Origin of the sequence: Zunongwangia atlantica 22II14-10F7 (genome assembly GCF_002094855.1) — a bacterium.
In the GTDB taxonomy this organism is placed as follows: domain Bacteria; phylum Bacteroidota; class Bacteroidia; order Flavobacteriales; family Flavobacteriaceae; genus Zunongwangia; species Zunongwangia atlantica.
Genome location: NZ_ARYN01000011.1, coordinates 100,987 through 115,590 on the forward strand (window position 1 = coordinate 100,987; position 14,604 = coordinate 115,590).

The 14,604-nt window shown below is 37.5% G+C and carries 10 protein-coding genes; all 10 read left to right on the top strand.

Annotated features, from left to right (window positions below; all coding sequences use genetic code 11):
• The first annotated feature begins 7 nt into the window (after nt 1-7).
• The 10 genes from IIF7_RS12980 (at nt 8) to araA (ending at nt 14,599) form a co-directional block, all read left to right on the top strand.
• The gene (locus IIF7_RS12980) at nt 8-1,633 is read left to right on the top strand and encodes a RagB/SusD family nutrient uptake outer membrane protein (RefSeq protein ID WP_084842122.1); all 1,626 of its coding nucleotides are present in this window, start codon (nt 8-10) and stop codon (nt 1,631-1,633) included.
• Nucleotides 1,634-1,704: 71 nt separating this feature from the next.
• Nucleotides 1,705-3,240, top strand: coding sequence for an alpha-N-arabinofuranosidase (locus tag IIF7_RS12985; protein ID WP_084842123.1), 1,536 nt, complete (start codon nt 1,705-1,707; stop codon nt 3,238-3,240).
• 46 nt (nt 3,241-3,286) lie between these two features.
• Nucleotides 3,287-4,861, top strand: coding sequence for an arabinan endo-1,5-alpha-L-arabinosidase (locus IIF7_RS12990; protein WP_245801631.1), 1,575 nt, complete (start codon nt 3,287-3,289; stop codon nt 4,859-4,861).
• A gap of 11 nt (nt 4,862-4,872) precedes the next feature.
• Nucleotides 4,873-7,257: a glycoside hydrolase family 127 protein gene (locus IIF7_RS12995; protein WP_084842125.1), complete on the top strand. Its 2,385-nt coding sequence runs from the start codon at nt 4,873-4,875 to the stop codon at nt 7,255-7,257.
• Between the two features lie 35 nt (nt 7,258-7,292).
• Nucleotides 7,293-8,216, top strand: a complete 924-nt coding sequence (locus tag IIF7_RS13000) for a glycoside hydrolase family 43 protein (protein ID WP_245801639.1) — start codon at nt 7,293-7,295, stop codon at nt 8,214-8,216.
• The gene (locus IIF7_RS13005) at nt 8,216-9,217 is read left to right on the top strand and encodes an arabinan endo-1,5-alpha-L-arabinosidase (protein WP_084842127.1); all 1,002 of its coding nucleotides are present in this window, start codon (nt 8,216-8,218) and stop codon (nt 9,215-9,217) included. The genes IIF7_RS13000 and IIF7_RS13005 overlap by 1 nt, the downstream gene beginning before the upstream one ends.
• A gap of 26 nt (nt 9,218-9,243) precedes the next feature.
• Nucleotides 9,244-10,344: a family 43 glycosylhydrolase gene (locus IIF7_RS13010; protein ID WP_084842189.1), complete on the top strand. Its 1,101-nt coding sequence runs from the start codon at nt 9,244-9,246 to the stop codon at nt 10,342-10,344.
• 338 nt (nt 10,345-10,682) lie between these two features.
• Nucleotides 10,683-12,362, top strand: coding sequence for a ribulokinase (locus IIF7_RS13015; RefSeq protein ID WP_139801327.1), 1,680 nt, complete (start codon nt 10,683-10,685; stop codon nt 12,360-12,362).
• A gap of 3 nt (nt 12,363-12,365) precedes the next feature.
• On the top strand, nt 12,366-13,070 hold the full coding sequence (locus tag IIF7_RS13020) for an L-ribulose-5-phosphate 4-epimerase (protein ID WP_084842128.1): 705 nt from the start codon (nt 12,366-12,368) through the stop codon (nt 13,068-13,070).
• Between the two features lie 20 nt (nt 13,071-13,090).
• On the top strand, nt 13,091-14,599 hold the full coding sequence (gene araA, locus IIF7_RS13025; RefSeq protein ID WP_084842129.1) for an L-arabinose isomerase: 1,509 nt from the start codon (nt 13,091-13,093) through the stop codon (nt 14,597-14,599).
• Nucleotides 14,600-14,604 lie beyond the last annotated feature (5 nt).

Consider the following 14,604-nt stretch of genomic DNA (forward strand, 5'->3'; position numbering starts at 1 on the left):
AAGCATTATGAAATTTAATAATAGAATATCAATAGCAATTCTAATATTGTCCCTAGGTATTAGCTGGGGATGTACAGAGTTAGAAGATAGAAACTATAATACCATAGTTTCAGAAGAGTTTGTTCCTGAAGGGGAAGATGTCGCAGCCTTAGTTGGTGCAGCTTATGTACCTTGGAGATCTACCTTGTTGGAGTGGAATGGGATATGGCGGACTCAGGAAGTGACTGCAGATGGTTTTATTATACCGGGACGCCCTAATGGATGGGTAGATGGTGGCGTTTATAAACGGCTTCATCAACATGAATGGTTTGCAGATGATGATCCAGTGAATCAGGCATGGAATAGAACTTATGGAGGGGTTACTAACTGTAATCGTTTGATCTACCAAATAGAAGAAGGTTTAATTCCTTTTACAGAAGACGAAAGAATCTCTACGTTAGCTGAATTAAGAGTCCTAAGAGCATCTTATTATTATTTGCTATTAGACTTATTTGGAAATGTGCCTATTGAAACGGAATATGATGTTCCTGAAGGTTATTCCCCAGAACAAAATACCAGACAGGAAGTTTATGATTTCGTGGTTGATGAAATTACTGAAAATGTAGACAATCTAAGTGAAGATTCTGGAGTAGAAATGTATGGTAGGTTCAACAAATGGGCGGCTTATACTTTGCTTGCTAAAGTTTACCTTAATGCCGAGGTATATACGGGAACACCGCAATGGCAAAATTGTATTGATGCCTGCCAGCAGGTGATCGATTCCGGACTTTATATTTTAGAAGAAAATCAGAAAAATAATTTCATAGTTGAGAATCAAAACTCCAGAGAAATCATATTTGCATTAGCTTTAGATGAGGTTTATACTGATAATTGGAATGCATTCGATTTGCATATGCAAACTTTACAACCTGCAAATCAGGCCACCTATAACTTATTGCAAACACCATGGGGAGGTATTTGTGCTACACCACAATTTGTTTCCTCTTTTGATCCCGATGATAGTAGATTATTAGATAATTTTATTTTTGGACAGCAATATTCTTCTGCAGGCGACCCTCTAACTGTGCAATTAGGAGCATTCAATGGTCAGCCTTTAAATTATATTAATGAAGTGCCAAGTATAGACGGGTCTGAAGCTATACACGGCTATCGTCTTGGGAAATTCGAAATTGCCCAGGGTGCAACCAATATACTTAGTAATGATTTTCCTGTTTTCCGTTATGCTGATATTTTATTGATGAAAGCTGAATCTTTACTTAGAAGTGGTAGTAGTGATGAGGCCGCACAAATTGTGACTTCAGTAAGAGAACGTTCTTTTAGAGATACTCCTGAAAAAGCTGAAGTTACTGGGGCCGAGTTGATGGGAGGTTCTACCTATGATTATGGCCTTAGAAACGAAAACACAAGTACAAATGAAGGTGGAGATGATATCGCTTATGGAAGATTTTTAGATGAACTTGGATGGGAGTTTCATCAGGAAGGACACCGTAGACAAGACATGATAAGATTTGGAGCTTTTAGCCAGAAATCATGGTTTTCTCATTCAGCTAGTGAAAATTATAGAACTTTATATCCAATACCGCAACCAGCTTTAAATAGTAATACAAATCTGGAACAAAACCCAGGATATTAAATTTAACTAAATGAACACCATTTATAAATTATAAATGGTGTTCTATCCTTTGATATTTAATAATTAGAATTATGAACAGAAAATTTATCCTTTCTTTATTCCTGTGCTTTCCACTAGGATTATTTGCCCAAACAACAGTATCCGTAAAAAATGATCAGGATGCACCGGTTATTAACCGTAATATTTATGGTCATTTTGCAGAACATTTAGGAAGATGTATCTATGGCGGATTGTACGTAGGTGAAGACAGCGAAATTCCTAATATAGACGGAGTTCGTACAGATCTTATTGAAGCACTTAAAGATCTTCAAATCCCTATTCTTAGATGGCCGGGTGGTTGCTTTGCAGATACCTACCACTGGAAGGATGGAATTGGTCCTTTAGAAGATCGTCCAACTATTGTAAACCAATGGTGGGGAGGAACAACAGAGGATAACAGTTTTGGTACTCACAACTTTTTAAATCTTTGTGAAGAACTTGGTGCAGAGCCTTATCTTGCTGCTAACATTGGGAGTGGTACAGTAAAGGAATTTGCAGATTGGATCCAATATGTAAATCACGATGGTACAAGCCCAATGGCAGATCTTCGTAAAGAAAACGGAAGAGAAAAACCTTGGGGTGTGAAATACTGGGGTGTTGGTAACGAAATGTGGGGTTGTGGAGGAAACATGACACCAGAATATTACGCTAATCTTTACCGCCAGTATGCGACTTTTATGACAAGCTGGGATAACGAAACCGGATTGTACAGAATTGCTTCTGGGGCAAACGTAGACGATTATCACTGGACAGAAGTTCTAATGCGTGATGTGCCTAATAGTTTGATCGAAGGTGTGGCTTTACACTCTTATTCTTTTGTAGAATGGGGAGATAAAGGAGATGCTGTAGATTATAATGAAGCTCAATATTTCTCAACTATGCAAACAGCGCTAAAGATGGAAGAGCTAGTAACGAAGCATAGCGAAATTATGGATAAATACGATCCAAAAGGAGAGATCGATCTTATCGTAGACGAATGGGGTGGATGGTACGAAGTCCAGGAAGGAACAAATCCTGGATTCTTATATCAGCAAAATACAATGCGTGATGCAATGATCGCGGGTGTTTCATTAAACATTTTCAACAATCATAGTAAGCGTGTGAAGATGGCTAATTTGGCTCAGACAGTTAATGTTTTGCAAGCTGTTGCTTTAACCGATGGAGCTAAAATGCTTCTTACACCAACGTATCACGTGATGGAAATGTATAAAGTTCACCAAGATGCACAATTACTTCCGGTTGAATTTGATTCACCAGAATATACATTCGAAGGAGAATCTTTACCAGCAGTATCAGTATCTGCTTCTAAAGATAGCACTGGTGTGGTACATATTTCAGCAGTAAATATTGATTCTGAAAAAGAAAATGAAGTAGAATTTGACCTTTCTGGATTCGATATTGATGATTTTAATGCTGAAATTTTAGTTTCAGAAGGGTTACAGGATCACAATACTTTTGATGAGCCAAAGAAAATAACTCCTTCAGAATTTAAAGATTTCAAGTTTAAAAAAGGAACTCTAAAAATGACACTACCTCCTTTCTCTGTAGTGGTTTTAGAGAGTAAATAAGCCTATGTTTATTGTAAATAATATAGTGTTTTTAAAAAGATTAGTATTGATTTTAATCATCATCGGAGCATTTAGTTGCTCTGATGATGATACTTCATTTACAGGGATACCTGAAGGTGAAGAAGATGAGGAAATTGAGGAATCAGATTTTGATGGTCCAACGTATAGTGATGATTATACTTCTATGGCATCATGGGCAGAACGGTCTTCATGGAATTTAGCAAATGTTCACGATCCCAGTATTACTAAGGATGGTGATTATTTTTATATGTACCAAACCGATGCTTCTTATGGTAATTCGCATGCAGGTAATGGTCATTTTCCATACAGGCGATCAACAGATCTGGTAAATTGGGATTTCCAGGGAATGGCTTTTCAGGAAGTACCATCCTGGGTTAAAGATTCATTAAACAGTCTTAGAGCACAAATGGATCCACCGCTAGATCCAATTGAAAATCCAAATTATGGATTTTGGGCACCAGAAATTGCAGAGATTAACGGCACTTATCGATTGTATTACAGTATCGTAGTTCATAATCCTATAATCGGTAATGATAATACCGAATATTGGACAGAACGTGCTTTTATAGGTTTAGCTGAAACAAACGATCTTTCTTCAAACCAATGGGAAGATAAAGGAATGGTGGTAAGTTCTGTGCCAGATGGGCGAGAAACTTATACTCGGAATGGTGGAGGTGATTGGAGTGGTTATTTCAAATTTAATGCAATAGATCCTAGTTTTATCGAAACTCCAAATGGTAAACAGTATTTAATTTATGGATCGTGGCATTCTGGGATTTCATTATTAAAATTAGATCCTTCAACGGGAAAACCTACCGAGTTAAATTCTCTGGAAGATTATGGCACAAGAATCGCAGGTAGAGGAGATGTGAACAATAATCGCTGGCAGGGATTAGAAGCTCCGGAAATTATTTATAACGAAGAAACTGGATATTATTATTTATTTTTAGCTTACGATGAGTTATCTGTTGCGTATAATACTCGGGTAGCACGATCAGAAAATATTGAAGGACCTTACTACGGAATTAATGGTGGTAATGTTACCAATGGAGCGGAAGCTTTTCCAGTTTTAACCCATCCTTACAAATTCGATAATCAGCCTGGTTGGGTTGGTATTTCGCATTGTACGGTTTTTAAAGATGAAGCTACAGGAAAATGGTTTTATAGTTCGCAGGGGAGATTACCAGAAGGTGTTCCAGGAATTAATGCATCAAATGCGGTGATGATGGGGCAGGTTCGTGAAATTTACTGGACAGAAGATGGCTGGCCGGTAGTGGCTCCAGAACGTTACGCAGCGGTGCCAGACGAACCGGTAACCGAAGAAGATTTATTGGGGAAATGGGAGCAAATCACCTTACAATACGAATATAGGACAATGCAAACCTCTGTAGATATCGTACTTAATGAAAATAATACTTTAGGCGGTGCGCTTAGTGGATCATGGTCTTTTGATGAATCTACACAGATATTGCAAATAAATGGAAACGATTTTATAATAGATAAAGCATGGGATTGGGAAGCTTCCCCAAGAAGAACCACAATTACCTATGCAGGAATTTCTAATAATGGATATTCTATCTGGGGTAAAAAATCAAAATAATTAATTACAGAATGAAAATTAGAATTCTCAGTTTAAAAAAAGCAGGATTAGTTGTAGGATCGCTGATTCTTTATACAAGCGCTTTTGCGCAACAAAGTCAGCTTTCACTTTTCGATCTTAAGGACGTAAAGCTTCATGAAAGTATGTTTGAAGAAGCAATGCATACAGATTTGGATTATATCATGCAAATGGATCCAGATCGTTTGCTGGCGCCTTTTTTACGTGAGGCTGGTTTAGAACCAAAGGCAGAAAGTTATCCAAACTGGGAAAATACAGGTTTAGATGGTCATATTGGTGGCCACTATCTAACCGCCCTCGCTCAAATGTATGCTTCAGCGGGTAGCGAAGAAGCTTTAGAGCGATTAAATTATATGATCGTTGAATTAAAAAAAGCTCAAGATGCCAATGGAAACGGTTACGTAGGAGGAATTCCTGAAAGTGACCGAATTTGGAAGGAAATTTCAGAAGGAAAAATAAATGCAGGCGGATTTAGCCTTAACGGTGGTTGGGTGCCGCTTTATAATATTCATAAAACCTATTCCGGATTGCGTGATGCTTATCTTATTGCGGGTAACGAGGACGCAAAGCAAATGCTTATCGACCTAACCGATTGGATGATCGATATCACCGCAAATCTTTCCGAAGCACAAATTCAGGAGATGTTGGCTTCAGAACATGGCGGTTTAAATGAAACTTTTGCTGATGTTTACAAAATGACCGGCGATCAAAAATATCTTGATCTGGCTTATGCTTTCACTCAAAAGCAGGTTTTAGATCCTTTAGAGAATGAAAAAGATATTTTAAACGGAATGCATGCAAATACGCAGATTCCAAAAGTAATAGGTTTTCAAACTATTGCCGCTTTAGATCAAAATAAGGATTATCATAATGCGGCAACCTATTTTTGGGAAAACGTGGTGAATAATCGAACTGTTTCTATTGGAGGAAATAGTGTTAGAGAACATTTTCATCCAGCCGATGATTTTTCGAGTATGGTAAGTAGCGTACAGGGGCCAGAAACCTGTAATACCTATAATATGCTGAAGTTAAGTGAAAAGCTGTTCTTAGCTGATGCTGAAGAAAGATATATGGATTTTTACGAGCAGGGATTGTACAATCATATTCTTTCTTCGCAGCATCCAGAAGGCGGATTTGTATATTTCACACCAATGCGTCCCGGCCATTATCGCGTGTATTCTCAGCCAGAAACCAGTATGTGGTGTTGTGTAGGTTCAGGATTAGAAAATCATGGGAAATACAACGAAATGATCTACGCACACAGTGAAGATGAGTTGTATGTAAATCTTTTTATTGCTTCTGAAGTAAATTGGTCAGCCAAGAATTTTAATCTGATACAGGAAACCGATTTCCCAAATTCAGAAGAGACTTCTTTTAAAATTGAAACTCGAAAATCGCAAAAATTGACTATAAATCTTCGTTATCCATCCTGGGCAGGCGAAGGTTTTAATGTTGAGGTAAATGGCAAAGAGGTGAAATTCGATAAAAAACCGGGTTCTTTTATTTCTATCAATAGAAAATGGAAAGATGGAGATCGAATTTCGATGAATTTGCCTATGAATATTTCTTCGGAAAGACTACCAGACGATTCTAATTACGAATCTTTAAAATATGGGCCTTTAGTTTTGGCTGCAAAAACCGGAAAAGAGGATTTAAAAGGACTTTTTGCAGATACAAGTAGAGGAGGGCATATTGCTGAAGGTAAAAAGATCCCACTTTCAGAAACACCAATGTTCCTTTTAGATAATTTAGATAATCTTGCTTCTAAAGTTGAAGTAGATTCTAAAAAAGAGCTTCGATTTTCAGCAAAATCGGTTTTATATCCTTCAGAATTTCAGGATCTGGAATTCGAACCTTTTTATAAAGTGCATGATTCCAGGTATGTTATTTACCTACCGGTACAAACTCCAGAAAGTCTTGAGGCTATTCAGCAAAAAAGAAAAGAACAGGAAATTGCTGAACGTGAGCTAGAAGAAAAAACGATCGATTATGTAAGCCCCGGTGAGCAACAACCAGAATCAGATCATTTTATTAAAACCGAAAATTCGAATGCGGGTGTAAATCAAGATCGTCATTGGCGTGATGCCACAGGTTGGTTTAGCTACGAATTTAAAGATTCAAATAACGAAGCTGCCAGAATTAGACTAACCTATTTTGGGCAAGATAGTGATCGAAAATTCAAGATTTTGGTCAATGGTGAGTTGGTTGCCCGTGAACATCTAAAAGGTGAAAATGGAGCCGAATTTTTTACAAAGGATTACGAGTTACCTAAAAAGATCGTAGAACAAAAAAATGATACCCTAACGATACGCTTTGAAGCCGAGGCTGGTTCTAGAACTGCCGGAATTTATGGCGTAAGACTAATGAAAAAACAATGAGAAAACTTACAAAATTAATACTTGGTGGTGCGCTAATGGCGACTTCAGCGGTTACGCTCGCACAGGAAGACAACTTCAATAATCCGATTATTACAGATAAATACACTGCAGATCCTGCTGCTTTGGTTTATAAAGATTCGGTTTATATCTATGCTGGTCACGATCAGGCGCCAGATGATAGAGATCGTTACGAAATGCACGAGTGGTTGGTGTACAGCTCAGCCGATATGGTGAATTGGAATGAGCATCCTGTACCATTAAAACCAACAGATTTTGAATGGGCAACCGGCGCAGCCTGGGCCGCCCAGGTTATCGAAAGGGATGGTAAATTTTACTGGTATGTAACCGTACAGCATGACGAAACACATCACGGGAAAGCAATTGGTGTAGCGGTTTCAGATTCACCAACAGGACCTTTTAAAGATGCTCGCGGTAGCGCAATGATCACTAATGATATGACAACCGAATATACAGGGATTTCCTGGGATGATATCGATCCAACAGTTTGGATCGAGGATAATGGCGATGCTTATATGTATTGGGGAAATACTCAGTTATATTGGGTGAAATTAAAGGATAATATGATCGAATTTGAAGGTGAAATTCAAACGGTAGATCTTCCGCATTTTACCGAGGCTCCCTGGATTCATAAAAAAGATGACTGGTATTATCTTTCGTATGCTTATAAATTTCCGGAGAAAACAGCTTACGCGATGAGTAAGTCTATCGAAGGGCCATGGGAATATAAAGGCATTTTAAACGAAGTTGCCGGTAATTCTAATACCAATCACCAATCGATCATCGAATTTAAAGACAAATGGTATTTTATTTATCATAACGGAAGCATTCCAACGCACGGCGGTAGTTTTAGACGTTCGGTTTGTATCGATCGTTTGTATTATAACGATGATAATACTTTAAAGAGAGTGATCATGACTTCAGAAGGAATACAGGAATAATGACAGCTTCAAAATATCTAATATTGGCCATTTTGCTGAATAGTTTTTTATTCTGTTCAGCACAAGAAAGAATAACACCAACCGAGGAAACCATTGTTCACGATCCGGTGGCAATTCAGACTAACGGAAAATATTATATGTTCTGCACGGGTAGGGGAATTTCAATGTTTTCTTCGGAAGATCTTAAAGAATGGAAACATGAAGCTCCTGTTTTTGCTGAGAAGCCAGCGTGGACAGACGATGTGGTTCCAGATTTTGGAAATCATATCTGGGCACCTGATATTACTGAATTTGATGGTAAATTTTATTTGTACTATTCAGTTTCAGCATTTGCGAAAAACACTTCAGCAATAGGATTGGTAACCAATGAAACTTTAGATGTAGATAATCCTAATTATAAATGGGAAGATCAGGGGATCGTTGTTCAGTCTATCCCTAACCGTGACTTATGGAACGCCATCGATCCTAATCTTATTTTTGATGAAGAAGGAACACCTTGGTTAAGTTTTGGTTCGTTTTGGGAAGGGTTGAAATTGGTTAAATTAAGCCCCGATTTAAAATCGATTGCGCAACCACAGGAATGGGAAACGATTGCCAGAAGAGAACGCTCTTTCAAGATCGCCGATAGTAATCCTGGAGATGCTGCTTTAGAAGCACCATTTATTTTCAAAAAAGGAGATTGGTATTACCTGTTTATTTCCTGGGATCTATGTTGCAGAGGAGAAGATAGTACTTATAAAGTTGTTGTAGGTCGTTCAAAATCTGTAAAAGGTCCGTTTTTAGATAAATCTGGCAAATCTTTATTTAATGGTGGCGGAAGTTTGGTTGTAGAAGGAAATGAAAATTGGTATGGCGCCGGTCACAACAGTGTTTACTCTTTCGATGGTAAAGACTATATGTTTTTTCATGCTTATGATGCTGAAGATGGTGCAAAACCCAAACTTAAGATTAAAGAACTAAGTTGGGAAAACGGATGGCCAAAACAGCTAAAATTGAAATAAAAAAACTCACACGTAAAATCAACAATATGAAGTACAAATCATTATTAAATATGGTTTTAGCGGCACTTTCCATTTTTGGAATGGCCAGCTATTCGCAGATACATGCGCAGGAAACATCTGAAGGTGAAAATTTTGTTAGATCTAATGATCCAATAGTGCTTCAACGTGCAGATCCTTTTATCTATAAGCATACAGATGGTTACTACTATTTTACCGGTTCTGTACCTACTTACGATGCCATTGAAATTAGACGAGCAAAAACCATAGAAGGTTTGCAGGACGCCAAACCCGTTAGAGTTTGGGAAAAGCACGAAAGCGGACCTATGAGTCGGCATATCTGGGCGCCAGAAATTCATTATTTAGATGGAGAATGGTACGTGTATTTTGCAGGAAGCGAAGAGAGCGACATTTGGAAGTTAAGACCTTATGTTATTAAATGTTCAGGACAGGATCCTTTAAAAGACGATTGGATCGAACTTGGACAAATGCAGGCTGCAGATAATGATCCAAAAAGTTTTACTGATTTTTCTTTAGACGGAACGGTATTCGAACATAACGGAAAGCGCTATTTCTGTTGGGCTGAAAAAACCGGCGGGCAGTTCGCAGCTTCAAATTTATATTTAGCTGAAATGGAATCTCCAATTAAATTAAAGACCGTTCAGTTTATGTTAACTACGCCAGATTATGACTGGGAGCGTATTGATTTTTGGGTGAATGAAGGGCCTGCTGTGATCAAGAATGATGGTAAGATATTTATCACTTTTTCTGCAAGTGCTACCGGTGCCTGCTACAGTATGGGAATCATGGAAGCTGATGCAGATGCCGATCTATTAGATAGAAATTCGTGGACAAAATCCAGATATCCGGTTTTAAAAACAAATGAAGCGAAGGATATTTATGGGCCAGGTCACAATTCTTTTACTGTAGACGAAAATGGCAATCCATTAATGATCTATCACGCCAGAGATTATGAAAAAGCAGTTGGTGATCCTAAAATGGTACCTGAATCAGATAAAAGATCACTGGAAGAAATAAAAGCCGATCCTTTGTACGATCCTAATCGACATGCCAGATTGATGGAAGTAAAATTTGATGAAAATGGGAGACCTGTTTTTGAATTTTATTAATCTCCAAAAATGAAATTGAATATATAAAGTATTGATATTGTATAAATAAAAGCTCTTTTTTATTGGCACCGCCAAATGGTATAATACCCGGGGCTTACCTCGAAATTAAAAATTTGTTTTCAACGAAAGCCTCGAGGGCTTGCCCAGAGGTAGTTTACTCAATTTTTAAAATAGCATTCTTTGAGAAAGAGGTAAAATTACTGAGCTTAAAAACCATGAAATTGAAGCCTTATTTATTTAACGAATAAAAATTAAAGAAATCTTAAAATTATAAGTGTTTTTATTACACTTAATAAAAACTAATTTATATATTTGTTTCAGACAAAAAGTTAGAATACATGGAAACATATGTAATAGGACTTGATTACGGGACAGATTCGGTAAGAGCTGTACTTGTAGATACCACCAGTGGAAAAGAACTTGCTTCAGATACATTTTGGTATCCTCGTTGGAAAAAACAGCTTTACTGTGATGCTAGCCTCAATCGATTTCGGCAACATCCTTTAGATCATATTGAAGGTCTGGAGAAAACAATAAAAGGAGTTATTGAAAAAAGCGGAGTTAATGGCGAAGCTGTTAAAGGTATTTGTATAGATACTACAGGTTCTTCACCTGTTCCAGTTACCGAAGATGGTACTCCTCTGGCTCTTGTAGAAGGATTTACAGATAATCCAAATGCAATGATGGTACTTTGGAAAGATCATACCGCAATTAAAGAAGCTAATGAGATCAACGAGTTGGCAGAAACCTGGGGTGGTGAAAACTACACCAAATACGAAGGAGGAATTTATTCTTCAGAGTGGTTTTGGGCAAAAATAACACATATTGTTCGTGAGGATGAAGCGGTGAAAAATGCTGCGTATTCCTGGATGGAACATTGTGATATTATGACCTATATTCTTATTGAAGATACAGATTTGGCTTCATTTAAAAGAAGTAGATGTGGTGCAGGTCATAAAGCTATGTGGCACGAAAGCTGGGGCGGTTTACCATCAGAAGAATTTTTAGGAAAATTACACCCATATTGTGCAGATTTACGATCTAGATTATATAATGAGACTTATACTTCAGATGAAGTTGCGGGTAAGATCAGTAAAGAATGGGCTTCTAAACTAGGCCTTTCTGAAGATACTGTTATTGCCGTTGGAACATTCGATGCACATTCTGGAGCGGTAGGAGCAAAAGTAGAGGAACATGCATTAGTACGTGTTATGGGAACTTCAACTTGTGATATTATTGTTTCTCCTTACGATGTGGTAGGAGACAAGACCGTTAGAGGAATTTGTGGACAGGTAGATGGTTCTGTAATTCCTGGAATGGTTGGATTAGAAGCAGGACAATCTGCGTTTGGAGATGTGCTGGCCTGGTTCAAAAATGTACTTTCCTGGCCTTTAAATCATTTAGTCTATAATTCATCAGAAGTACTTTCCGAAGAACAAATAGCGGCATTAAAAGAAGAAGTAGATAAGAAATTTATTAAAGAATTAGCTGCTGAAGCTGAAGCTTTAGAACTTAATGAAAGTATACCTGTAGCTTTAGATTGGATTAACGGTCGCCGAACTCCAGATGCAAATCAGGAGTTAAAAAGTGCGATAAGTAATCTTTCTTTAGGAAGTAAAGCGCCACATATTTTTAAAGCTCTTGTGAATTCTATCTGTTTTGGTGCTAAGGAAATCGTAGATCGTTTTAAAGAAGAAGGTGTAGAAATTAAGACAGTAATTGGTATTGGTGGTGTGGCAAGAAAATCTGCTTATATCATGCAAACTCTCGCAAACACTTTAAATATGCCTATTAAAGTTGCAGCTTCAGATGAAGCGCCAGCATTAGGATCTGCAGTTTATGCTGCAGTTGCTGCAGGAATTTATGAAGACGTGATAACCGCCAGTAAAACTTTAGGTAGTGATTTTGAAGCCGAATATTATCCACAACCAGAAATGGTAGGAGAGTTTGAAAAACAAATGGCTGCTTATAAAGAATTAAGTCATTTTGTTGAAGAAAGCATAACTAAAAAATCATAGATCATGAGTTCTAAATATCAATCTTTAAAAGAGGAATGTTACGAGGCAAATATGCAGCTTGATGCATTAGATCTTGTAATTTACACCTTTGGTAATGTAAGTGCAGTAGACCGTAAAGAAGGAGTTTTTGCTATAAAACCCAGTGGTGTGCCTTATGCCGAATTAAAGCCTGAAGATATCGTGATCCTTGATTTTGATAATAATGTTATCGAAGGAACTATGCGACCATCTTCAGATACAAAAACACATGCATATTTATACAAAAACTGGGAAAATATTGGGGGAATTGCTCACACCCATGCAACATATTCTGTAGCGTGGGCCCAGTCCCAGTTAGATATTCCAATTTTTGGAACTACCCACGCCGATCATTTAACGGCAGATATTCCTTGCGCGCCTCCAATGAAGGATGAACTTATTGCAGGAAACTACGAATATAATACTGGTATCCAAATCCTGGATTGCTTCAAGGAAAAAGGTTTGTCTTATGAAGAAGTACAGATGATCCTTATTGGTAACCATGGGCCTTTTACCTGGGGACCAACTGCTGCTAAAGCGGTTTACAATAGTAAAGTCTTAGAAGAAGTAGGCAGAATGGCTTATTTAACTTTACAGATTAATCCGAAAGCACCTAGATTAAAAGATTCTTTAATTAAAAAACATTATGAGCGTAAGCATGGTAAAAATGCGTATTACGGTCAAAATTAATAACCTTAACAAATTATCCAATGATTGCTATAGAGAGTAAAGAAATCTGGTTTATTACAGGAAGCCAGCATTTATACGGACCTGAAACTTTAGAACAGGTTGCTAAAAACTCAAAAGAGATTGTAGAAGGCTTAGATGCTTCTGCAGAAATTCCGGTTAAAATTGTTTACAAAGACACGGTAAAAACTGAAGATGAGATTGCTGCAGTAATGCGCGAAGCGAATAATTCAGAAAAATGTATTGGTCTTGTTGCCTGGATGCATACTTTTTCTCCAGCTAAGATGTGGATAAAAGGTTTAACATTACTAGGTAAACCAATTTGTCACTTACACACTCAGTTTAATGCTGAAGTGCCGTGGAGTGATATCGATATGGACTTTATGAACCTCAATCAATCTGCTCATGGAGATCGTGAGTTTGGATTTATGATGTCCAGAATGCGTAAAAAACGTAAAGTTATCGTTGGGCACTGGAAAAGTGACAGAGTACAAAAGAAACTTGGTATCTGGTCTCGTGTAGCTTTAGGCTGGGACGAAATGCAAAATCTTAAAGTTGCACGTTTTGGAGACAACATGCGTAATGTAGCCGTAACCGAAGGCGATAAGGTTGAAGCACAAATGAAATTTGGAGTTTCAGTAAATGCTTATGATTCTTCAGATATCGTTGCGAAAATTAATGAAGTTACTGAAGATGAATTGAATAAATTATTAGATACATATGCGACCGAGTATAATTTAACTGATAGTTTAAAAGAAGGTGGAGAAAAGAGACAATCTTTAATAGATGCGGCAAAAATCGAATTAGGTTTACGCAAGTTTTTAGAAGAAGGTGGTTTTAAAGCCTTTACAGATACTTTTGAAAATCTTGGAGAATTAAAGCAATTACCAGGTCTTGCTGTACAACGTTTAATGGCAGATGGCTATGGTTTTGGTGGAGAAGGAGACTGGAAAACAGCTGCCTTAACCCGAGTGATGAAAGTAATGGCACAAGGTCTAGAAGGTGGAACTTCTTTTATGGAAGATTACACTTATCACTTTACTCCAGAGAAATCTTTGGTAATGGGATCGCATATGTTAGAGATTTGCCCAAGTATTGCAGATTCAAAACCATCTTGTGAAGTTCATCCTCTGGGAATTGGCGGAAAAGAAGATCCTGTTAGATTAGTATTTAATTCTCCTGTTGGTGATGCTCTAAATGCAACTTTAGTTGATATGGGTAACCGTTTTAGAATTATTGTAAACGAAGTTGAAGCAGTAGCACCAGAGCAGGAATTACCTAAATTACCAGTAGCCAGAGTTCTTTGGGATTGTAAACCAGATCTTGAAGTTGCTGCTACAGCATGGATTTTAGCTGGTGGGGCTCATCATACTGTTTATACGCAGGCGTTAACTACTGAATATATGGAAGATTTTGCCGATATTGCAGGAGTAGAGCTTCTTGTTATAGATGAAGATACCAAAGTAAGATCTTTTAAAGATACAATTAATGCCAATGAGGCATATTATCATCTCTTTCAACATAAAATGTAATAGTA